Origin of the sequence: Micromonospora pattaloongensis (genome assembly GCF_900107255.1) — a bacterium.
Taxonomy (GTDB): Bacteria; Actinomycetota; Actinomycetes; order Mycobacteriales; family Micromonosporaceae; genus Micromonospora_I; species Micromonospora_I pattaloongensis.
The window spans coordinates 510,788-531,004 of sequence record NZ_FNPH01000001.1 but is presented as its reverse complement, the minus strand read 5'-3'; the positions used below and the strand labels follow the sequence as shown (position 1 = coordinate 531,004).

Annotated in this window: 21 protein-coding genes and 1 pseudogene; 10 read left to right on the top strand and 12 right to left on the bottom strand. The window is 73.7% G+C overall.

The annotated features are described in order from the left end of the window. Window positions 1-101: 101 nt before the first annotated feature. The 3 genes from BLW47_RS02630 to BLW47_RS02620 form a co-directional block, all read right to left on the bottom strand. The gene (locus tag BLW47_RS02630) at window positions 102-1,166 is read right to left on the bottom strand and encodes a 2-oxoacid:ferredoxin oxidoreductase subunit beta (RefSeq protein WP_091550896.1); all 1,065 of its coding nucleotides are present in this window, start codon (window positions 1,164-1,166) and stop codon (window positions 102-104) included. After that, window positions 1,159-3,006, bottom strand: coding sequence for a 2-oxoacid:acceptor oxidoreductase subunit alpha (locus BLW47_RS02625; RefSeq protein WP_091550893.1), 1,848 nt, complete (start codon window positions 3,004-3,006; stop codon window positions 1,159-1,161). The genes BLW47_RS02630 and BLW47_RS02625 overlap by 8 nt, the downstream gene beginning before the upstream one ends. 242 nt (window positions 3,007-3,248) lie before the next feature. Then, entirely contained in the window at window positions 3,249-3,920 is a 672-nt protein-coding gene (locus tag BLW47_RS02620) for a hypothetical protein (RefSeq protein ID WP_091550892.1), read from the bottom strand. A 140-nt stretch (window positions 3,921-4,060) separates the two neighbouring features. Here BLW47_RS02620 and BLW47_RS02615 point away from each other — a divergent pair, with 140 nt between their 5' ends. Beyond that, window positions 4,061-4,438 (top strand): NADH-quinone oxidoreductase subunit A, encoded by a 378-nt coding sequence (locus BLW47_RS02615; protein ID WP_091550890.1) that lies wholly within the window; start codon window positions 4,061-4,063, stop codon window positions 4,436-4,438. Window positions 4,439-4,486: 48 nt separating this feature from the next. Here BLW47_RS02615 and folP read toward each other — a convergent pair whose 3' ends face one another. Beyond that, on the bottom strand, window positions 4,487-5,353 hold the full coding sequence (gene folP / locus BLW47_RS02610; RefSeq protein WP_091550888.1) for a dihydropteroate synthase: 867 nt from the start codon (window positions 5,351-5,353) through the stop codon (window positions 4,487-4,489). A 165-nt stretch (window positions 5,354-5,518) separates the two neighbouring features. Between folP and BLW47_RS02605 the strand changes: the two are divergent. From BLW47_RS02605 to BLW47_RS02590, 4 genes and pseudogenes are all read left to right on the top strand, one after another. Continuing rightward, window positions 5,519-6,043: pseudogene (locus tag BLW47_RS02605) on the top strand (DivIVA domain-containing protein); the annotation flags it as partial. A 335-nt stretch (window positions 6,044-6,378) separates the two neighbouring features. Beyond that, entirely contained in the window at window positions 6,379-6,876 is a 498-nt protein-coding gene (locus tag BLW47_RS02600; RefSeq protein ID WP_091552415.1) for an SRPBCC family protein, read from the top strand. A gap of 36 nt (window positions 6,877-6,912) precedes the next feature. Continuing rightward, entirely contained in the window at window positions 6,913-7,503 is a 591-nt protein-coding gene (locus BLW47_RS02595; RefSeq protein WP_091550885.1) for a DNA-3-methyladenine glycosylase I, read from the top strand. Between the two features lie 4 nt (window positions 7,504-7,507). After that, window positions 7,508-8,149 carry a hypothetical protein gene (locus BLW47_RS02590; RefSeq protein WP_245736294.1) on the top strand — a complete coding sequence of 214 codons (642 nt, stop codon included), beginning with the start codon at window positions 7,508-7,510 and terminating at the stop codon, window positions 8,147-8,149. Between the two features lie 29 nt (window positions 8,150-8,178). On the opposite strand, the gene BLW47_RS02585 is transcribed toward BLW47_RS02590, so the two are convergent. Next, a complete protein-coding gene (locus tag BLW47_RS02585; protein ID WP_091550883.1) occupies window positions 8,179-8,970 on the bottom strand; it encodes an enoyl-CoA hydratase-related protein in 792 nt (263 codons plus the stop codon). Continuing rightward, the gene (locus BLW47_RS02580) at window positions 8,967-9,791 is read right to left on the bottom strand and encodes a PaaX family transcriptional regulator (RefSeq protein WP_091550880.1); all 825 of its coding nucleotides are present in this window, start codon (window positions 9,789-9,791) and stop codon (window positions 8,967-8,969) included. The genes BLW47_RS02585 and BLW47_RS02580 overlap by 4 nt, the downstream gene beginning before the upstream one ends. Window positions 9,792-9,980: 189 nt before the next feature. Here BLW47_RS02580 and BLW47_RS02575 point away from each other — a divergent pair, with 189 nt between their 5' ends. Beyond that, entirely contained in the window at window positions 9,981-10,148 is a 168-nt protein-coding gene (locus tag BLW47_RS02575; protein WP_007455245.1) for a DUF3117 domain-containing protein, read from the top strand. Between the two features lie 136 nt (window positions 10,149-10,284). Beyond that, complete coding sequence (locus BLW47_RS02570) at window positions 10,285-11,769, top strand: leucyl aminopeptidase family protein (protein WP_245736293.1); 1,485 nt, start codon at window positions 10,285-10,287, stop codon at window positions 11,767-11,769. On the opposite strand, the gene BLW47_RS02565 is transcribed toward BLW47_RS02570, so the two are convergent. Beyond that, the gene (locus BLW47_RS02565; protein ID WP_245736414.1) at window positions 11,759-12,334 is read right to left on the bottom strand and encodes an O-methyltransferase; all 576 of its coding nucleotides are present in this window, start codon (window positions 12,332-12,334) and stop codon (window positions 11,759-11,761) included. The genes BLW47_RS02570 and BLW47_RS02565 overlap by 11 nt on opposite strands. Before the next feature lie 382 nt (window positions 12,335-12,716). On the opposite strand from BLW47_RS02565, the gene BLW47_RS02560 reads away from it, so the two are divergent. Beyond that, on the top strand, window positions 12,717-14,033 hold the full coding sequence (locus BLW47_RS02560) for a S1C family serine protease (RefSeq protein WP_091550876.1): 1,317 nt from the start codon (window positions 12,717-12,719) through the stop codon (window positions 14,031-14,033). A gap of 74 nt (window positions 14,034-14,107) precedes the next feature. Further along, window positions 14,108-14,548: a twin-arginine translocase TatA/TatE family subunit gene (locus BLW47_RS02555; RefSeq protein ID WP_091550873.1), complete on the top strand. Its 441-nt coding sequence runs from the start codon at window positions 14,108-14,110 to the stop codon at window positions 14,546-14,548. Window positions 14,549-14,655: 107 nt separating this feature from the next. On the opposite strand, the gene BLW47_RS02550 is transcribed toward BLW47_RS02555, so the two are convergent. The 3 genes from BLW47_RS02550 to BLW47_RS02540 form a co-directional block, all read right to left on the bottom strand. Continuing rightward, window positions 14,656-15,804, bottom strand: coding sequence for an Mrp/NBP35 family ATP-binding protein (locus tag BLW47_RS02550; RefSeq protein WP_091550871.1), 1,149 nt, complete (start codon window positions 15,802-15,804; stop codon window positions 14,656-14,658). Window positions 15,805-16,016: 212 nt separating this feature from the next. Further along, window positions 16,017-16,601: a DUF1003 domain-containing protein gene (locus tag BLW47_RS02545; protein ID WP_091550870.1), complete on the bottom strand. Its 585-nt coding sequence runs from the start codon at window positions 16,599-16,601 to the stop codon at window positions 16,017-16,019. Then, on the bottom strand, window positions 16,601-17,878 hold the full coding sequence (locus BLW47_RS02540) for a magnesium transporter MgtE N-terminal domain-containing protein (RefSeq protein WP_091550867.1): 1,278 nt from the start codon (window positions 17,876-17,878) through the stop codon (window positions 16,601-16,603). Before BLW47_RS02540 ends, BLW47_RS02545 begins: the two co-directional genes overlap by 1 nt. 32 nt (window positions 17,879-17,910) lie before the next feature. Here BLW47_RS02540 and BLW47_RS02535 point away from each other — a divergent pair, with 32 nt between their 5' ends. Further along, the gene (locus BLW47_RS02535) at window positions 17,911-18,783 is read left to right on the top strand and encodes a PhzF family phenazine biosynthesis protein (RefSeq protein WP_091550865.1); all 873 of its coding nucleotides are present in this window, start codon (window positions 17,911-17,913) and stop codon (window positions 18,781-18,783) included. 48 nt (window positions 18,784-18,831) lie between these two features. Here BLW47_RS02535 and BLW47_RS02530 read toward each other — a convergent pair whose 3' ends face one another. Together BLW47_RS02530 and BLW47_RS02525 are read right to left on the bottom strand one after the other, a co-directional pair. After that, window positions 18,832-19,347, bottom strand: coding sequence for a hypothetical protein (locus BLW47_RS02530; RefSeq protein WP_091550862.1), 516 nt, complete (start codon window positions 19,345-19,347; stop codon window positions 18,832-18,834). A gap of 49 nt (window positions 19,348-19,396) precedes the next feature. Next, window positions 19,397-20,095 (bottom strand): HAD family hydrolase, encoded by a 699-nt coding sequence (locus tag BLW47_RS02525; protein WP_091550860.1) that lies wholly within the window; start codon window positions 20,093-20,095, stop codon window positions 19,397-19,399. Between the last annotated feature and the right edge of the window lie 122 nt (window positions 20,096-20,217).

Genomic DNA, 20,217 nt, shown 5'->3' with positions numbered 1-20,217 from the left:
CGACCCCGATCACGGAAAAACCCCGCCGGTCAAGGACTTGTTCACACGATCGGAGATCGAAATCCTTGACCGACGGGGCCTTCGGCGTGGTCGGCGGGGTGTTAGAGGATCGTCCAGGTGTCGCCGGAGGAGAGCAGAGACGCGAACTCCTCTTCCGGGGTCCCCGTCGTCTTCGCCTTCGCGACCTCCACCTGCGACTGCACGAGGCTGTCGTAGGACGGGCGGGAGACGTCGCGGAACACGCCGATCGGGGTGTTCCGCAGGTCGAAGCCGGGCAGCCGGGAGAGGGCGAACGCGTACGCCGGCTCCTGCACCGTCGCGTCGTGCACCACGATCTCCTCCGGGCGCACCGAGGACGTCGGCCGGACCTCCAGCCCGAAGCCGCCCGGCGGGTGCACCACGCAGAACTGGCCGTCGGCGCCGAACGTGATCGGCTGACCGTGCTCCAGCCGGATCAGGAAGTCGTCCCGGGTCTCCGGGTCCTTGAGCTGGTCGAACGCGCCGTCGTTGAAGATGTTGCAGTTCTGGTAGATCTCCACGAACGCCGAGCCCTCGTGCTCGGCCGCGGCCCGCAACACCGACTGCAGGTGCTTGCGGTCCGAGTCGATCGTCCGCGCCACGAAGGTGGCCTCGGCGCCCAGCGCGAGCGAGAGCGGGTTGAACGGCGAGTCCGCCGAGCCGACCGGGGTCGACTTGGTGACCTTGCCGATCTCGGAGGTCGGGGAGTACTGCCCCTTGGTCAGGCCGTAGATCCGGTTGTTGAAGAGCAGGATCTTCAGGTTGACGTTGCGGCGCAGCGCGTGGATCAGGTGGTTGCCGCCGATCGACAGCGCGTCGCCGTCGCCGGTCACCACCCAGACCGACAGGTCGGGACGGGACACCGACAGCCCGGTCGCGATCGCCGGGGCGCGGCCGTGGATCGAGTGCATCCCGTAGGTGTTCATGTAGTACGGGAAGCGCGACGAGCAGCCGATCCCCGAGACGAAGACCGTGTTCTCACGCGCGATGTTGAGCTCCGGCATGAACGACTGCACCGCGGCGAGAATCGCGTAGTCGCCGCAGCCGGGGCACCAGCGCACCTCCTGGTCGGACTTGAAGTCCTTGGCGGTGAGCTTGAGGGCGACCGGGGTGCCGCCGGCGCGCCCGTTGGGCACGGACTCAGGCATTCTTCACGACCTCTTCCAGCATGGTCTCCAGCTCGGCGGCGGTGAACGGCAGGCCGCGGACCTGGTTGTAGGGGATCGCGTCGACCAGGTAGCGGGCCCGGATCACGTGGGCGAGCTGGCCGAGGTTCATCTCGGGGATGACGACGCGGTCGTAGGAGCGGAGCACCTCGCCGAGGTTGGCCGGCATCGGCGACAGGTGCCGCAGGTGCGCCTGCGCCACCGGGAGGCCGCGCTGCCGCAGCCCGCGGCAGGCCGCGCCGATCGGCCCGTACGTGGAGCCCCAGCCGAGCACCAGCACCCGGGCGTCGCCGTCCGGGTCCTCGACCTCGACGTCCGGCACCGGGATCGCGTCGATGCGCGCCTGCCGGGTACGGACCATGAAGTCGTGGTTCGCCGGGTCGTACGAGATGTCGCCGGTCTTGTCGGCCTTCTCCAGGCCGCCGATGCGGTGCTCCAGCCCCGGCGTGCCCGGGATGGCCCACGGCCGGGCCAGCGTCTCCGGGTCGCGCAGGTACGGCAGGAAGCTCTTGCCGTCCTCGCTGTTCGGCGCCGTGGCGAACTCGACCTGCAGGTCGGGCAGCGAGTCGACCTCGGGCAGCAGCCACGGCTCGGAGCCGTTGGCGACGTAGTTGTCCGACAGCAGGATCACCGGCGTGCGGTACGTCAGCGCGATCCGCGCCGCCTCGATGGCGGCGTGGAAGCAGTCGGAGGGGGAGCGCGGCGCGATCACCGCGACCGGCGCCTCGCCGTGCCGGCCGAAGAGCGCCATGTTCAGGTCGGCCTGCTCGGTCTTGGTCGGCATGCCGGTCGAGGGCCCGGCCCGCTGCACGTCGACGATGACCAGCGGCAGCTCCAGCGCCACGGCCAGCGAGATGGTCTCGCCCTTGAGCGCCACGCCGGGGCCGGAGGTGGTGGTCACGCCGAGCGCGCCGCCGTACGAGGCGCCGAGCGCCGCGCCGATCGCCGCGATCTCGTCCTCGGCCTGCATCGTCGTCACGCCGAACCGCTTGTGCTTGCTCAGCTCGTGCAGGATGTCCGAGGCCGGGGTGATCGGGTACGCGCCGAGGAAGACCGGCAGCTTCGACCGCACGCCGGCGGCGACGAGCCCGAGCGAGAGGGCCTGGTTGCCGGTGATGTTGCGGTAGGTGCCCGGCCGCATCTTCGCCGGCTTCACCTCGTAGCGCACCGAGAAGTTCTCGGTGGTCTCGCCGAAGTTCCAGCCGGCCCTGAACGCCGCGATGTTCGCCGCGACCAGCTCCGGCCGGGCGGCGAACTTGCGCTCCAGGAAGCGGATGGTCGACTCGTAGGGGCGCGAGTACATCCAGGAGAGCAGGCCGAGGGCGAACATGTTCTTCGCCCGCTCCGCGTCCTTCTTCGAGATGTCGTGCTCGGCGAGCGCCCCGACCGTCATCGAGGTCAGCGCGACCGGGTGCAGCGCGTAACCGTCGAGCGTGCCGTCGTCGAGCGGGCTCACCGTGTAGCCCACCTTCGCCAGGCTGCGCTTCGTGAACTCGTCGGTGTTGACGATGATGTCGGCGCCGCGCGGCAGGTCGCCGAGGTTGGCCTTCAGTGCCGCCGGGTTCATCGCGACGAGCACGTTGGGCGCGTCGCCCGGGGTCAGGATGTCGTAGTCGGCGAAGTGCACCTGGAAGCTCGAAACCCCGGGCAGGGTGCCGGCAGGGGCCCGGATCTCGGCCGGGAAGTTCGGCAGCGTGGAGATGTCGTTGCCGAGCTGAGCGGTTTCCGAGGTGAACCGGTCACCGGTGAGCTGCATGCCGTCGCCGGAGTCGCCAGCGAAACGGATGACCACCCGATCCAGTTGACGGACCTGCTTGGTCACGTGAGCTGACCTCCTTGCGAGCCGGCGGCGGCGGGTTCGCACGTCGATGGGCCGGCCCGCTCCGTTCTTCACCCCAGAGCCTACGTCGGGCTGAGCGGTCTGCCATGGCCCGGGTCCGCGGTGTGGGAGGACGAACTGGCAGGGTTGGCGGTGTTTCGCGCCCACCCACGCGGCCCCGGCCTACATCGACGTTACCCACATCACGCCCGGACCCACGTGTCAGATTCCCGCGTCCGCGGGGGTCAAGCGGGGAACGGCGCCCGATCCTCGGGCCGCGGGTCGTCGGTCATCCGCCGCCGCAGCGAGACGGTGGCGATCGTCAGGGCGGCGACCACCGTCAGGACCGACACGATGATCACTACCCGGCTCACCCACGGGTTCGCCGGCGCGGCGCCCTGCGCGGCCACCGGCGCGTACGTGGGGAGCAGCCCCTGCGAGGCGGTCGTGATCGGCTCGGGGGCGGCGGGCTGCGGGGCGTCCGTGGCGGCGCCCGCCGGATCCGGGCTGCGCCGGTGCCCGCCGGTGGCCACGAGGTCGCCGGTGTGCGTCTCCCCGGCCGTGCCCGCCGGCCCGGGGCGGGCGGGCGTGGGGGGCGCGGGTGGGGCCGGCGGCGAGGTCCGGGCCGGCCGCGGCCGGGTCGGCGGTGGTGCGGTCGCGACCGGAGGCGTCGGCTCCGGCGCGGGCGGCGTGGTCGCGGTCGGCGTGGGCTCCGGGTCGGTCGCCGGCTCGGTGGGGTCCGACTGCCCGTCCGTTCCGGCGGCGGGCTCGGTCGCGGACGCGGCGCTCAGCGTGGGCGCCGGCGGGACCCACAGCGCCGGCAGGGCGGCCAGGCCGAGCGCGGCGAGCGCGGTGACCGCGCAGACGCGGGCGATCGCGTACGCGGGTCGCCGCTGCCGGGACTGCGTGGACGCCATTGACCCTCCGGGCTGAGCTACGGGCCCCCATCCTTAACGACCGTTGTCATCCGGCACTAGTCCGCGAGTGAAACAAATGGGTAACACGAGCGGGATCGCGCCGACCGTGGCGCGGCGGGGCACGCGGTAGGCTCCGGCGCATGAGCGGTTACCTGGGCTCCTACGCCACGCTCGGGCTGCTGCTGCTCGTCGGCGTGATCTTCTTCGTCGTCGCGTTCGGCGCCAACCGCCTGCTCCGCCCGGCCCGCCCCGCCGACCCGCCCGGCAAGCGCGAGACGTACGAGTGCGGCCTCGACCCGGTCGGCGCCGACTGGGCGCAGGCCCAGATCCGGTACTACGTCTACGCCTTCCTCTACGTGCTCTTCGCGGTCGAGGCGGTGTTTCTCTTCCCCTGGGCGGTCGTCTTCGACCGGCCCGGCTTCGGCCTGATCACCGTCGCCGAGATGGGTATCTTCGTCGCGGTCCTCGCGCTCGGCATCCTGTACGCCTGGCGCAAGAACGTCCTGCGCTGGAGTTAGCCCCCCGCTGCCGTCGTCCGGGCGCGCATTCCGGCCCGTCCCGGCCGATCAGGCGAGCGCCCGGCGGGAGACCGCCGGCGGCCGGTCCCCCCGGATCGAGGCGACCACGTCCAGCACCCGTCGTGTCTCGCGCACCTGGTGCGCCCGGAACACCCGCGCCCCCAGCCACGCCGACACCGCGGTCGCCGCGAGCGTCCCCTCCAGCCGCTGGTCGACCGGCAGGTCGAGCGTCTCGCCGATGAAGTCCTTGTTCGACAGGGCCACCAGTACCGGCCATCCGGTGCCGGTCAGCTCGCCCAGCCGCCGCGTGATCTCCAGCGAGTGCCGGGTGTTCTTGCCGAAGTCGTGGGCCGGGTCGATCAGGATGCCGTCCGGGCGTACCCCCAGCGCGACCGCGCGCTCCGCGAGCCGGGTGACCGTCCCCACCACGTCGGCCACGACGTCGTCGAAGGCGGCCCGGTGCGGACGGGTCCGCGGCGTCAGGCCGCCGGCGTGCGAGCAGACGAGCCCGGCGCCGGTGTGCGCGGCGACCCGGGCCAGTTCCGGGTCCGCGCCCGCCCAGGTGTCGTTGAGCAGGTCGGCCCCCGCGGCGACGGCCTCCGTCGCGACCTCGGCCCGCCAGGTGTCGATGGAGATCACCACGTCCGGGAACGCCTCCCGCACCGCGGCGATCGTCGCGACCGTGCGCCGGATCTCCTCCGCGACGTCGACCTCGGCGCCGGGGCCGGCCTTCACGCCCCCGATGTCGATGATCTCCGCGCCCTCGGTCACCGCCCGTTCGACCGCGCGCAGCGCGGCGTCGGCGGCGAAGGTCGCGCCCCGGTCGAAGAACGAGTCGGGCGTACGGTTCACGATCGCCATCACCGCGAGCTCGCCATCGGCGAACGTGCGCGGGCCCAGTCGTAGTGGTCCCATCCTCGAAGCCTCCTCGCCGGGCGCCGCGGGGCCGCGGTCTCCTGCGAACATGATCGCGCGTCGGGGGCGGCCGGAGCGTGCCACCCGGCGCGGGCGGCGTGGTCGCGCCGACCCGGTCGGGGTGGCGGGGTCGCTGTGTCCCGTCCCCCGTGCCACGATCGGTCCATGGGTCAGCTTCTGCTCCTCTTGGTCGTCGCGTTGACCGTCGCCGCGGTGGTCTTCGGGGTCACCGTGCTGGTCACCGGCGGCGATCCCGGTCTGGTCCCGGCCGAGCCGGACGGGAAGGCCGTTCCGCTGCCCGCCACCCGGCCGCTGGTCGAGAACGACGTCGCCCGGGTGCGGTTCGACACGGCGGTGCGGGGTTACCGGATGGCCCAGGTCGACCAGGCGATGCGGCGGGCGGCCTACGACATCGGCTACAAGGACGAACTGATCGGGGTGTTGGAGGCGGAGGTCGCGGCGCTGCGCGAGGGACGCGTCGCGGAGGCGGACGTGCTCCGGCGCGCCCGCGAGGCGGCGCTCGCCCCGGTGGCACAGAAGCCGGACCCGGCGACCGACGGGGCCGCGGGCGCCGAGGAGGAGCAGGCGTCCGCGACGGAGGCCGCCGCCGCGCCGATCGGCCCCGCGGAAGCGGCGACGGAGCGGGCGAACGCCGACGTGCCCGACCCGACCGGCGACCCGACACCGGCCGCAACGGAGACGGCTTCCACCGACGCGCCGCCGACCGCCGCAGAAGCGGGTGGGCCCGCGCCCGCCGTGACCGTGCCCGCGGATGCCCCGGTCGGCGGCGACCGGAGCGCTGCCGCGGCCAACGGCTCGACGGTGCCGTCGCTGCGGGGGGATCTTCCGGCGGAGCCGGCGGTCGACGAGGGCGGCATCGACTCGGTGACCCGCGCGGAGACGCCGGAGGACGGGCGGGTGGGCCGTCCCGGACCGGACCGGACGGAGGGCGACGCGGCCGCTCCGGCCGTGACGCCCTCCGGCGATGCCCCCGCGGAGCGGCGGTGAACGGAGCGGACGCCGGCATGAACGGGCAGGGCGACGCCGAGGGGCTGCGCGAGGCCGCCCAGCCGGGGGCGGGCGAGGTGACGGCGACGGTGATCGTGAACGCCCCCGCGCCCCGGGTCTTCGCGGCGCTCACCGCCTGGGAGCGGCAGTCCGACTGGATCCCGTTCACCACGGTGCGGGTCCTGGTCGGCGACGGCGGCGAGGGGAGCCGGATCGAGGCGGTCACCGCGGTCGGCCCGGCCGTGATCCGCGACGAGATGCGGGTGGTGCACGTGGACGCGCCGTACGAGGTGCGGGTCGTGCACGACGGCCGGCTGCTGCGTGGGCCGGGGGTGATGCGGTGCACCCCGATGGGGCCGGAGCGCACCCAGGTGGTGTGGCACGAGTGGTTCCAACTGCCGGGCGGCGTCGCCGGGCGGGTCGCGTGGCCGGTGCTCTGGCCCGGCTCGAAGGTCGGTCTCACCCGTGCGCTGCAGAAGTTCGCCCGGCTCGTCGAGGTGGGCCAGCTTCCGTAGCCCGGAACCGTCCGACCGGTGGCCTACCGTTGCCGCGTGACTGATCTGCTCATCGGGGCCGACGGCCTGGCGCGCTGCGGGTGGGGCGCGAGCACGCCGGACTATGCGATCTACCACGACGAGGAGTGGGGGCGGCCGCTGCGCGGCGACGACGCGCTCTACGAGCGGCTGACGCTGGAGGCGTTCCAGTCCGGGCTCTCCTGGCTGACCATCCTGCGCAAGCGGGAGGCGTTCCGGGCGGCCTTCGACGGGTTCCGCATCGGGGCGGTGGCCGGCTACGGGGAGGCCGACGTCGCGCGGCTGCTCGCCGACGCCGGCATCGTCCGCAACCGGGCCAAGATCGAGGCGGCGGTCGCCAACGCCCGGGCGGCGCTGGAGCTGCCCGACGGCCTGGCCACACTGCTGTGGTCGTACGCACCGGCGCCCCGCGCGCGGCGCCCGGCCTCGTTCGCGGAGGTCCCGGCGCTCACCCCCGAGTCGACCGCGCTGGCCAAGGAGCTGAAGAAGCGCGGCTTCCGGTTCGTGGGCCCCACCACGGCGTACGCGCTGATGCAGGCGACCGGCATGGTCGACGACCATCTGGCCGGCTGCCACGTGCAGCGGCCGGCGGAGGCCGTGATGGGATGACACCATGAGCGACATCAGCCAGCTCGGTGCGCCGGCGCCCCGCACCGGCGACCAGCAACAGCGAGCGGCCGTGGGCGCCTGGGCGGTCGTCATCCCGGGGCGCCGTTACGAGGCCGAACGTCTCTTCCACCACGACACCCTGGAGCTGACCGGCCTGGCGGACGGGCCGCGGCCCGCCCCCGGCGACGAGGTGCTGGTGGTGACCGACGGCGAGGCCCCGGTCGTGGTCGCGTTGGCGCGGGTGGCGGTGGACTACGACGGGCGCGAGGGGCCCGACGGCGGCGAGCCGCGCCCCGACGACGGCACGCTCGTGCTCACGTACACCCGGCGCGCGTTCGACGAGCCGCTGCCGGCCGACGGCCTCACCGTCGACGGGCTGCTGACCCGCCTCGACCCGGTCACCTTCCGGGACTTCGCCGGCCGGCTCGCGCCGCTGCCCGAGAAGACGACCTGGCTGGTCAGCATCGACCTGCCGATCGAGGCGCCGTCGCCGGCCGAGGCCGTCCGGCTGTTCTGGTCGTACGTGATGGAGCTGGGCCCCCGCGAGCTGCCCGCGTTCGTCTCGCCGTCGGGCGACGAGCTCGCGATGCAGGCGTTCGTGCTCGGCGACGAGGCCAACCTCGACCCCGAGGAGGACGAGGACTGACCGCTGGCGCGTCGGGGCGAGGGCGCCCGTCACCGCCCCTGGTAGACCGGCTTCTCCTTGTTGACGAAGGCCGCGGTGGCGTTGCGGTGGTCGGCGGTGACGCCGCAGATCGCCTGCGCCTGCGCCTCCGCGGCCAGCGCCTCCGACAGCGTTCCGGCGTCGCCGATCGAGAGCTGTCGCTTGATCGCGCCGTACGCCACCGTGGGCCCGGCGGCGAGCCGTGCCGCCAGCTCCTGCGCGGCCGGCAGCACCAGCGCGTCGTCGTCGACCAGCCGGGTCAGCAGGCCCAACCGGTACGCCTCGTCGGCGCCGACCGGCTCGGCGAGCATCAGCAGCTCGATGGCCTTGGCGTGGCCGACCAGCCGGGGCAGCGACCAGGACGCCCCGGTGTCGGCGGCGAGGCCGACGTTCGCGAACGCCATCAGGAACTTCGTGCCCGGTCCGCCGATCCGGAAGTCGGAGAGGAACGCCAGCGAGGCGCCCGCCCCGGCCGCCATGCCGCGGACGGCGGCGACGACCGGCTTCGGCAGGTCCGCCAGGCCCGCCGCGATCGGGTTGTAGTGCCGCTGCACGGTGCCGAGCGGATCGACGCTCGGTGCCTCCAGCGTGGCCACGTGCTCCCGCAGGTCCTGTCCGACGCAGAATCCGCGACCGGCGCCGGCGAGCACCACGGCGCGGCAGGACCGATCCGTCGCCAGCGCCGCGATCGTGTCGCGCAGCGCCTCCTTCAACGCCACGTCCAGCGAGTTCATCGACTCCGGCCGGTTGAGGGTGAGGGTGACGACCGCGTCGGTGCGGTCGATGAGCAGCGGTTCGGTCACTGGTGGGACCCTCTCTGTTTGACGGCTCGACTGCAGGCGTCGAGGCACTGGTCGACGAAACGGTCGGCGGCCGGCCGGAGCCGCGCGGCGTGCCGGTCGAAGAACGCCGCGGCGCTGGTGCCGGGCCAGCGCTCCGGGAGCAGCGCCGGCGGAAGCTGGGGGTCGCGGAAGAGGAAGCTGCGCCAATCGTGCACGAGGCGGAACCGCGCCGCGTACGCGTCCTCGTCGCTGCTGCGGGTGGTGATCTGCGACAGCAGCGGGCGTTGCGACTCCACGAAGCGTTCGTACGCCGCGGCGATCTCGGCGAGGTCCCAGGCCCGCCGCACCACCCCCATCGCGCCCGGCGTGCCGGCGGCGTGCGTGGCGGTGAACCGTTCGTAGCGCACCCCGGCCTCGGTGAGCAGCCCGTCGACGTCCTCGCCCGGTCGGGTCGCCACCCAGGTGCGCTCGTCGAGCATGCCGTATCCGAGGTACGCCAGGTTGGCGCCGAGACGCTGCCGTTCCCGCCGGGACGGGGGCGCGTCGAGGACGAGTAGATCGAACCGGTTGTCCCAGCCGATCTTGCCGGTGCGGTAGATCCGGGCGGCCGCCTCGTCGAGCCGACGGGCGGCTTTCGGGGTGAGCAGGTAGCCCGGTCCGGCGGCGAGTCGGAGTGGGTGCAGCCAGCCCTGGCGGACCATGCGCGATACTGCGGTGCGGACCGCCGGGGGCGCGATGCCGAGCGGCGCGAGCAGTCTGACCAGGGCGGCAACGGGTGCGCGACCACCGCGGGGCCGGAGGTGGTCGCCGTACAGGTCGAAGAGCGCCGACCGTGCCTGCATGACGGGTCATTGTGACAGCCCGCCGCAAGATAAGCTAGATCTTGTCACATCAATCCAGGCTCGGTTTGGGTCAAGCGGTGTTCATCAGGGAAAATCGTTGCTCGGCACCGCGGGCCGTGAGCGCGGTGAGGCTGACGAAGCGGCTGCGGGGCTGCCCGCGGCCCTGATGTAAGTCTGAGGGGAGACAACATGGCGGCGATGAAGCCGCGGACGGGCGACGGTCCGCTGGAGGTCACCAAGGAGGGCCGGGGCATCGTCATGCGGGTTCCGCTGGAGGGTGGTGGCCGGCTCGTCGTCGAAATGACTCCCGACGAGGCCAACGCGCTCGGTGACGCGCTGAAGGCCGCCGCCGGCTGAGAGCTGGTGCGGTCCGTCGCTGCGCTGCGCGGGCGGGGCCGTACGAGGGTGTGACCGGCCCGCCGGTACGGCAGATGCCGTGCCGGCGGGCCGGCTATGGTGCCGGAAACGCCGAAGATCTCCGGGAGGTGCGTCGGTGCTCGCCATCCGTCTCGTGGTGGATCCGGCCATGCCCGGCACCCTGGTGCTGCCGGTCGGCACCGACGCCGACCCGCCGGTCCCGGCGGTCACCGCGCTGCGGGCGCCCGACGACGCGTTCGCCGAGGCGGGCGCGCTGGCCCGCGCGACCGAGCGCCCCGGCGCGCCCGGCGCCGTGCAGGCGCTGCCCCGCCCTCTGCGCACCCCGTCCCGGCTGCTGCTGGTCGGGATCGGCGCGGGCGACGAGGCCGGGTGGCGGGCCGCCGGCGCCGCCCTCGCGGGGTGTCGCGGTGGTGAGACTTCGATCACGATAGCGATGCCCGCCGATGCCCCCGCCGAGGCCGTGCGCGGGCTCGCCGAGGGGCTGTGGCTGGCGTCGTACCGGTACCGGATGCCGGGCGTCGAGCCGGACCCGATCGACGGGGGCGAGGTGCTGGTGGCGGTCTCCGACACCGCCCCGTACGAGGTGGCGCTGGCGGACGCGCGGGCCACCGCCCGGGCCACCCGGCTCGCCCGCGACCTCACCAACACCCCCTCCTCGCTGAAGAGCCCCGCGTGGTTCGCCGACCGGGTCTCCGCGGCCGCCGCCGAGCATCCCGGGCTCACCGTCGGCGTCCGCGAGCCGGCCCAACTCGCCGCGGAGGGCTTCGGGGGGATCCTCGCCGTCGGCGGCGGATCGGCACACGGGCCCCGGTTGGTCGAGCTGGCCTGGCGGCCGGAGGGCGCCACCGACGCCACCCCGCACGTGGTGCTGGTCGGCAAGGGCATCACCTTCGACACCGGCGGCATCTCGATCAAGCCGCGCGACGCGATGAAGCTGATGCGCAAGGACATGGGCGGCGCCGCCGCCGTCGTCGCGGCCACCATCGGCGCCGCCGCGCTGCGGCTGCCCGTACGGGTGACCGCGCTCGCGCCGCTCGCCGAGAACATGGTGAGCGGCTCCGCGTTCCGTCCCGGCGACGTGATCCGGCACTACACCGGGGTCACCAGCGAAACCACCAACTCCGACGCCGAGGGGCGACTCGTGCTCGCCGACGCGCTCGGCTACGCGGTGCAGCGGCTCGCGCCCGACCTCCTGATCGACCTCGCGACGCTCACCGGCGCGAACGCGGTCGCGCTCGGCAAGCGCACCGCGGCGCTGTACAGCGACAACGACGAGTTGGCGCGGGCGGTGCTCGCGGCCGGCGCGGCGGCGGGCGAGTCGGCCTGGCGGATGCCGCTGCCCGCCGACTACGTGGAGTACCTCGGCAGCGAACTCGCCGACCTGTACAGCGCGCCGGACCGGGGCGCGGGCTCGGTGACCGCGGCGCTGTACCTGCGGGAGTTCACGGGCGAGCTGCGCGACCGGTGGGTGCACGTGGACATGTCCGCGCCGTCCTGGGCGGACGGCAACGACGGGGAACTCACCCGCGGCGCCACCGGCTGGGGCGTGCGCACGCTGCTGCGCTGGCTGCCGACGCTCGTGCCGCCGGCTACTTCCTGACCGCGACGAGCAGCCCGTCGCCGGAGGGCAGCAGCGCCGGCACCCACTCGTCCGACTCCCGCACCGCCTTGATCACCTCGCGGACGGTCACCGTGTCGACGTCGCGCGCGGCCGGATCCGCGATCCGCCCGCCGGCCAGCGCGCCGCTGAGCGCGAGCACCCCGCCGGGACGCAGCAGCCGCCGCGCGGCGTCCACGCAGGCGCCGTATTCGGCGTTGTCGGCGTCGACGAAGACCATGTCGTACGCGCCGTCGGCGAGCCGGGGCAGCACGTCGAGGGCGCGGCCGGTGATGATCCGGGTGCGCGACGGCGCGAATCCGGCCTCGACGAAGATGCGCCGGGCGATACGTTGGTGCTCGTTCTCCACGTCGATCGTCGTCAGAACCCCGTCCTCGCGCATGCCGCGCAGCAGCCACACCCCGCTCACGCCGGTGCCCGTGCCGATCTCCACGACCGCCCGTGCGCTGCCGGCGGCGGCGAGCAGCCGCAGCGTCGAACCCGCGCCCGGCGTGACGGCCTCCAGGCCGAACTCCCGGGCGAGCCCGCGCGCGGTCTGCAGGACGATGTCCTCGGCGACGTACGTCTCCGCGAAGTGGAGTGTCTGCGCGGTCGTCGGGCTGACGGCGGATCTGGCGACGGTGCCGATGGTGCACCTCCAGCGGGGTCGGGGCGGCGGTTTCCGGTATGAGCGTAGAGGTGAGGCGGGCGTACCGGCAGCCGTGACATCGGCCGCAAACGCCCATTGTTGATCGATTTCCGGAGCCGGTCATCCGAACCGGTCCCGCCTCGCCTTCTCCCGGCGGCGGATCCACGAAACGTCACCCGCGACCACGCCTTGGACAACCGCTGAATGCTCTTCGATTATCCGTGCGATCCTGGAAGCGCCAGCGCCGTCGTCGGACCCGCTCCGCACGGCGCTGCAGGGGACGGACTGGGAGGCAGCAGACGTGACCGACGGCTGGAATTGGCGCCAGCCCGACGGGACCGTGCCGGCGTACCCGCCGCCGTCGGGCGGCCCGCCGGCCCCGGCGGGTGGTGGCGCGAGCGCCGGCTCCTCGCCCTGGTGGTCCGACGCCCGCAACGATCCGTGGCGCGACCCGCGCACGCCGGCCGCGATCGTGGTGTCGACCCCGCCGCCCGACGCGGGCGCCGTTCCGGAGCCGGTCGTCGACCCGGACGCGCCGTCGCCGCGCCGCCTCGGCCCGGTCTTCGTCGTCGCGCTCGTGACCGCGCTGCTCGCCGGCGCCCTCGGCGGCGGTCTCGGGTACGCGCTCGCGCTGCGCGGCGGGCTCGGGCCCGGCGGCGCGCTCGGCGCGGTCGCCGCCGAGCCTCCGGCGCTGGCCAAGCGCCCGGCCGACTCATTGGCCGGGGTCGCCGAGCGGGTACGGCCCAGCGTCGTCACCGTCCGAGTCAACGGCGGCGTCGGCGCCAGCGTCGGCTCCGGGTTCGTGGCCACCGCCGACGGTTACGTCATCACGAACGACCACGTTGTCGAGGCGGCCGGCAGCTCGGGTGCCGCGACCGTGGTCTTCAGTGACGGCTCGACGGCGTCGGCGAAGGTGGTCGGCAAGGATCCGGAGTCCGACCTCGCGGTGATCAAGGTCAGCCGTGGTGGGCTCGTCCCGGTCGAGTTCGGCGATTCGGACGCGATCGCCGTCGGTGATCCGGTGCTGGCCTTCGGTTCGCCGCTGGCGCTGGCCAACACGGTCACGGCCGGGATCGTCAGCGCCCTCGACCGGACCATCCAGGCCGGCGAGCCCGGCGGTCAGGTCCGCTACTACGCCGCGATCCAGACCGATGCCGCGGTCAACCAGGGCAACTCCGGCGGGCCGCTGGTGGACGCGGCCGGACGGGTCGTCGGGGTCAACTCGGTGATCAAGTCGCTCGCCGTCGACGAGCAGCAGGCCGGCAACATCGGGCTGGCGTTCGCGATCCCGATCAACCAGGCCAAGCGCGTCACCCGGGACATCATCGACACCGGCAAGGCCCGGCGCACGGTGATCGGGGCCCAGGTGACCGACGCCGGTCGCGCCTCCGGATCCGGCGTACGGCTCTCCGCCGTCACGGCGGGCGGTCCTGCGGCCGGCGGGGGTCTGCGGGCCGGGGACGTGGTGCTCAAGATCGACGGACGTCCGCTGGCCGAGGCGACCGATCTCATCGCGCTGGTTCGGAAATATCCGCCCGGTGCGGTGGTGACGGTGGAGTACCGGCGGGGGAGCGCGGTGCAGCGGAGCTCGGTGACCCTGGCGGCGGACGCCAAGTAACCACCCGGACGGCCCCTTGCCGACAAGGCCCGTGACGTGCGTACTCTTGCGCGGACGGCACAGGGAGGCGGGCCATGTTCGAGAACCTCAACTGGTGGGAGATCGGAGGTCTCCTGCTCGTCGCGTTGCTGATCTTCGGGGACCGGCTCCCCGCGGTGATCTCCGACGGCCTGCGCATGGTGCGCAACCTGCGCAACATGGCGAACAACGCGACGACGGACCTGAGCCGGGAGCTCGGGACGGACATCCGGATTGAGGACCTGCACCCGAAGGCGTTCATCCGCAAGCACCTGATCAGCGAGGAAGACGAAGAGGCGCTCCGCAAGCCGCTGCAGGGGCTGTACGACAACGTCCGGTCGGATCTGACCGGGGTGCACGACGAGCTGAAGGACGTCGCCTCGGCGGCGGACCTCCGCTCCGCCCCCCGCTCCGGCGGCGCGCCGGTGGGCGGCGCCCACGACGGTGGCTCCGCGATCACCACCCGCCCGCAGACCTTCGACCACGACGCCACCTGACGTCCGGCCCGCAGCGCCGTAGTCGCTGAACAACGCGTCGGCGAAAGCGACGATCCGCCACCGGCCGGGGCCGGTGGCGGATCGCCGACGTGTCGGGGTGTCGGTCGTCAGCGGCCGGCGGGACGCAGGCCGAGCGACTTGCCGAGCAGCGACTCGCGGCGGACCGCCAGCCGCTCGGCGACACCGTTGAGCGCCACCGCCGCCGGCGCGGTCGGTTCGGCCAGCACGATCGGGGTCCCGCTGTCGCCCGCCTCGCGGACCCGGGTGTCGAGCGGGATCTGCCCGAGCAGCGGCACCTGGGCGCCGATGAGCCGGGTCAGCGACTCGGAGACCGCGGCCCCGCCGCCGGCGCCGAAGATCTCCATCCGCTCGCCGTTCGGCAGCTCCAGCCAGGACATGTTCTCGACCACGCCGACGAGGCGCTGGTGGGTCTGCAACGCGATCGCGCCGGCCCGCTCCGCGACCTCGGCGGCCGCGGTCTGCGGGGTGGTGACCACGAGGATCTCGGCGTTGGGCAGCAGCTGCGCCAGCGAGATGGCGACATCGCCGGTGCCCGGCGGCAGGTCGAGCAGCAGGACGTCGAGGTCGCCCCAGTAGACGTCGGCGAGGAACTGCTGCAGAGCGCGGTGCAGCATCGGGCCACGCCACACGACCGCGGCGTTGTCGGCGGTGAACATGCCGATGGAGATCACCTTCACGCCGTGCGCCTGCGGCGGCATGATCATGTCTTCCACCCGGGTCGGGCGGCCCTCCGCGCCGAGCATCCGGGGCACCGAGTGGCCGTAGATGTCGGCGTCGATCACGCCGACGGCCAGACCGCGCGCGGCCAGCGCGGCCGCGAGGTTCACCGTGACGCTCGACTTGCCGACGCCCCCCTTGCCGCTCGCCACCGCGTAGACGCGGGTCCGCGAGCCGGGCTGCGCGAACGGGATCACCGGCTCCTCGGTGGCGCCGCCGCCGCGCAGCTTGCTCTGGAGCGACTGGCGCTGCTCGGGGCTCATCACGCCGAACTCGATCTCGACGCCCGTGACCCCGGCCACGCCGCCCACCGCACGGGTGATGTCGGCGCGCAGCTTGTCCTTCAGCGGACAGCCGGCAACGGTGAGCAACAGCTCGACGCGTACGACGCCGTCGGCGCCGATCTCGGCGGAGCGCACCATGCCCAGCTCGGTGATGGGGCGGCGGATCTCCGGGTCGTCGACGGTGGCGAGGGCGGCCTGGAGCGCGTCCTCCATGGTGCTCACGGGTGCTGACATGACCGCTATGCTACGTCGCCCGCCGGGGGCGACCGCCGCTCACCAGGACCCGTGTGAGCCAATCGATGCGGGATTATGAGGGACGCGCTCCGGTCACGCGGTGTGTTCAGGAAAGTTTATTTGGGGCTGGACGCCGTACCGCCCCGGGTGCAACGATCGTTGTAGAACGCCGCGCGCCTAGCCCCTTGAGGCGCGCGGCGATAATTTTTCCGCTAGTCGGTCTCCGGGCCCTCGTACGGCTCGTCGAACCGGCTGCTCTCCGCCCGCTGGCCGGCGTGCCGCCGCTCCCGCTGCCGCGCCTCCAGTCGCTGCCGCCGCTGGGCCACCTCGTCCAGCTCCTCCGCCAGCCGGCTCAGCTCGGACCGGAGGAAGTCGCGGGTGGCGACCTCGCCCAGCGCGATCCGCAGCGCCGCGATCTCCCGCGCGAGATACTCGGTGTCCGCCTTCTGCGCGGTGGCCCGCCGCCGGTCCTCCTCCACGGCGAACCGGTCGCGGTCGGCCTGGCGGTTCTGCGCGAGCAGGATCAGCGGCGCGGCGTAGGACGCCTGGGTGCTGAAGAACAGGTTGAGCAGGATGAACGGGTACGGGTCCCAATGCAGCCCGAAGATGCCGGCGAGGTTCAGCACGATCCAGACGATCACGAAGATCGTCATGTACGCGATGAACTGCGGCGTCCCCATGAACCGGGCGAACGCCTCGGCGAAGTGCCCGAACGACTCCCCGCTGATCCGGGGCAGCCGTACCCCGCGGGGTTCCCTGGGCTGGTCGAGCCGGGCTTCGCGGGCCTGGTCGGCCATTACGCTCTCCCGGCCGTCGTGCCGGGGACGGCCCGCAGGGGCGCATCCCGGTCCCGCCAGTCGCGCGGCAGCGAGTGGTCGAGGACGTCGTCGACGGTGACCGCCCCGACCAGCCGGTTGGTGGCGTCGACGACGGGCATCGCGACCATGTCGTACGTCGCCATCCTCCGGGTGATCTCGGGCAGTGGCGTGGTGGGCTGGAGCGGATCGATGTCGTTGTCGACCACGCCGCCGAGGATCTCGGCCGGGGGCTCGCGCAGGAGCCGCTGGAAGTGCACCATGCCGAGGTACGTGCCGGTGGGTGTCGCCATCGGCGGGCGGGCGACGAAGACCTGCGCGGCGACCGCGGGGGAGAGCTGCGGCTCGCGGATCCGGGCGAGCGCCTCGGCGACCGTGGTGTCCGGGGTGAGGATGACCGGCTCCGACGTCATGACGCTGCCGGCCGTGCCGGGGCTGTACTTCAGCAGCTGCCGCACCGGGTCCGCCTCGTCGGGCTCCATCAGGTCCAGCAGCACCTGCTGCTCGGGGTGGGGCAGCTCGGCGAGCAGGTCGGCGGCGTCGTCGGGGTCCATCTGCTCCAGCACGTCGGCGGCGCGCTCCCGTCCCACCGCGGCCAGGATCTCCACCTGGTCATGCTCGGGGAGCTCCTGCAGCACGTCGGCGAGGCGCTCGTCGTCGAGCGCCGCGGCCACCTCGTCGCGGCGCCGGTCGGGCAGGTCCTGCAGCGCGTTCGCGAGGTCGGCCGGGCGCATCGTGTCCAGCACCGCCAGCAGGTTCGCCGTCCCCTGCGTCTCGGACGGCCCGAGCAGCCCGCGTACCCGGTCCCAGTCCAGCTGGTGCAGGTGGCCGCGCCGGCTCAGCCGCCCGGTCTGCTCGCGGACCGCGAGGCGGATCAGCGACCACTCGCCGCGGCGGCTGCGCTCCATCGCCACGTCCACCACGGTGCCGGGCCGGTCGAGCTGGTCGATCGTGACCCGCCGGTCCAGCAGGTCCTCCAGGACCAGCAGCTCGCTGGTGCGCTTCTCGAAGCGCCGCAGGTTGAGCGTTCCGGTGCCGAGGACGACCGCGCCGGAGTCGATCGAGGTGACCCGGGTGATGGGCAGGAAGATCCGTCGACGCATCGGCATCTCGGCGACCAGGCCGACGACCTGGGGCGGTCGGTTGGTGGCGCGCAGGCGCGCGACGGCGTCCCGGACCCGTCCGATGTGGTCGCCATTGGGGTCGAAAACGGCGACTCCCGCTAGTCTCGCGATGTACACCCTGTTCGCCGTGGTCACCGGTCAAGCGTAAGGGCCTAGGGTTAGGGACCATGTCGACCTTGGCCTACGAGATCGTGGACGTGTTCACCGACCGGCCGTTCGCGGGCAATCCCCTCGCCGTCGTCTTCGGCGCCGAGGCGCTGGCCGCGGAGCAGCTGCAGGCGATCGCCCGCGAGTTCAACCTCTCCGAGACGGTGTTCGTGCTGCCCGCGACGCAGGGTGCGGCGAGCTACCGGGCGCGGATTTTCACTCCGGGGCGTGAACTGCCGTTCGCGGGGCACCCCAGCGTCGGCGCCGCGGCGACGGTGGTGCGCCGCGGCCAGTGCGCGCCGGGCGAGGTCGTGCAGGAGTGCGGGGCGGGCCTGCTGCCGATCGAGGTGACGGCCGACGGCAGGGCCGCGCTGACGGGTGGCACCCCGACCGTCGGGCCGGAGCTGGACCCGGCGGTGCTGCTGGGGATCGTCGGGCTCAGCGCGGAGGACTACGCGGGCCCGCCGCCGCGGCAGGCCGGCTGCGGCCTGGAGTGTCCGTACCTGTCCGTGCGTCCCGACGCAGTCGCCCGGGCCGTGGTGGATCCGGCGGCGGCCGCGCGGGCCGGCGTGCCCAAGGTCAGCGTCTTCGCCTGGAACGCGGCGGATCACACGGTCCACGCCCGGGTCTTCTGTCCGGGGGTCGGCGTGCCCGAGGACCCGGCGACCGGGTCGGCCGCGCTCGGCCTGGGGGTGTGGGCGGTGGCCAGCGGACTGCTCCCGGCCGAGGGCCGCTCGTCGTACGTGGTGCACCAGGGCACCGAGATCCACCGTCCGTCCGTGCTGAGCTGCACCGTGACCGCGGCGGGCGGGGTGGCGGTCGGCGCCACCGTGGCCGGCCACGTGGTGCCGATCGCCCGGGGCGAGATCGTCGTGCCGCCCTTTGTCGGCTAGGTGCCCCTGTCAGCGGATTCCGCGCCGGCAGGGGTCCTTCCCGGCCGGTCAGCGGCGGCGGACCCGGTGCAGCCGGAACGGCTTCTTCGGACGGCGTACCGCGGGGGTGTCGCGGGGCGGCGCGGCGAGCGGGTCGTCCGGCAGGGAGCCGGGCGCGGCCAGCGGCGCGCCGGCGGGGGCGAGCCGGTTCAGCGCGCAGCCGGTGGACACCCAGCGCTCGACCAGCTCGGCCGCGGACCCCGGCGCGTTGAGCCGCTTCGTCGCGAGCTGCGGGGCGAGCGTCGACCACTCCTCGGTGCCGGGCAGGATCCGGGTGACGGTCGCCGGCCAGGTCACGATCCGCCCGCCGTGATCGCCGCGCAGCGTCACGGTCGCCGCGGCGGCCCCGGCCAGCCCCGGCGCCGACTGCTCGCCCGGCCCGCTCACCACGTGCAGCGCACCCTCCAGGGGGAGGCACCAGAGCCCGAGCGCCGGAGCGTCACCGACCGCGATCCACGCGACGGCGGCCTTCTTGATCGCCTCGTCGGTCAGCGCCGAGGCAGCCTCGTCAGTCACGTCCTGCATCCTGCCGCACCGTGGCGCGCGCCGCCGGGCGCCCGGCGTGCGGCGTGCGTCAGACCAGCGCGGGGAAGCGGTCGACCAGCTCCACGGTCTCGCTGAGCGTGGCGACGGCCGCGCCGCGCCACTCGGCGTCCGGGTCGAACACCAGGTGGTCGGCGAGGTCCGGCGCGGTCAGGCGTACGGGGGTCATGCCGACCGCGGCCGCGCCGGTCAACTCGCGGCTGCCGCCGTCGCCGACGTACAGGCAGCGCTCCGGGGGCACGCCGAGTCGCGCGCACGCCTCCAGATAGATCGCCGGATCCGGCTTGCAGTGTCCGACCTCGATCGAATAGACCTGCGCGTCGAGCAGCGGCGCGACCGGCAGCGCGGGCAGCAGCACCGGCAGTTCGTGGGTGCAGTCGCTGACCACGGCGGTGCGCAGACCGCGCCGGCGCAGCCCGCGCAGCGTCGCTACGGCGTCCGGGCGCAACGCCGTGTCCGCGCGCAGCGCCTCGACCCGCGCCGCGGCCGCCGCCGCCAACGCCTCCGCGGACGGGCTCGCCCCCGCCTGCCGCGCGATCCAGCCGAGCGTCTGCTCCGCCGACCCGTACCGGCCGCGCGCGCGGGCGTGGAAGGACCGGTCCAGCACCTCGACGACCGCGCCGGGATCGCATCCCAGCATCCGGGCGATCTCGACGTGGGTGGGCCCCCGGGTCACCGCGCGGGTCAGAGTGCCGAAGAAGTCGAAGAGCACCGCTCGGTATGAGGGCAAGGCGGATCAGCCTCCGGGGATGGGCGAGGATCGGGCGAGCGTATCGAGCTGATCACGGTGCGTACATCACCCGGTGGATGATCGTGCGTGAGATGTATGCAACAAGCGACCAGGCAGGATGA

What these genes read in the sequence shown, in the direction of transcription:
- BLW47_RS02575 (WP_007455245.1), top strand. Translation starts at nt 9,981, where the DNA reads ATGGCGGCGATGAAGCCGCGGACGGGCGACGGTCCGCTGGAGGTCACC.
- BLW47_RS02535 (WP_091550865.1), top strand. Translation starts at nt 17,911, where the DNA reads ATGTCGACCTTGGCCTACGAGATCGTGGACGTGTTCACCGACCGGCCG.
- BLW47_RS02615 (WP_091550890.1), top strand. Translation starts at nt 4,061, where the DNA reads ATGAGCGGTTACCTGGGCTCCTACGCCACGCTCGGGCTGCTGCTGCTC.
- BLW47_RS02545 (WP_091550870.1), bottom strand. Translation starts at nt 16,601, where the DNA reads ATGGCCGACCAGGCCCGCGAAGCCCGGCTCGACCAGCCCAGGGAACCC.
- folP (WP_091550888.1), bottom strand. Translation starts at nt 5,353, where the DNA reads ATGGGACCACTACGACTGGGCCCGCGCACGTTCGCCGATGGCGAGCTC.
- BLW47_RS02600 (WP_091552415.1), top strand. Translation starts at nt 6,379, where the DNA reads ATGAACGGGCAGGGCGACGCCGAGGGGCTGCGCGAGGCCGCCCAGCCG.
- BLW47_RS02555 (WP_091550873.1), top strand. Translation starts at nt 14,108, where the DNA reads ATGTTCGAGAACCTCAACTGGTGGGAGATCGGAGGTCTCCTGCTCGTC.
- BLW47_RS02580 (WP_091550880.1), bottom strand. Translation starts at nt 9,791, where the DNA reads ATGCAGGCACGGTCGGCGCTCTTCGACCTGTACGGCGACCACCTCCGG.
- BLW47_RS02630 (WP_091550896.1), bottom strand. Translation starts at nt 1,166, where the DNA reads ATGCCTGAGTCCGTGCCCAACGGGCGCGCCGGCGGCACCCCGGTCGCC.
- BLW47_RS02590 (WP_245736294.1), top strand. Translation starts at nt 7,508, where the DNA reads ATGAGCGACATCAGCCAGCTCGGTGCGCCGGCGCCCCGCACCGGCGAC.
- BLW47_RS02550 (WP_091550871.1), bottom strand. Translation starts at nt 15,804, where the DNA reads ATGTCAGCACCCGTGAGCACCATGGAGGACGCGCTCCAGGCCGCCCTC.
- BLW47_RS02530 (WP_091550862.1), bottom strand. Translation starts at nt 19,347, where the DNA reads ATGCAGGACGTGACTGACGAGGCTGCCTCGGCGCTGACCGACGAGGCG.
- BLW47_RS02620 (WP_091550892.1), bottom strand. Translation starts at nt 3,920, where the DNA reads ATGGCGTCCACGCAGTCCCGGCAGCGGCGACCCGCGTACGCGATCGCC.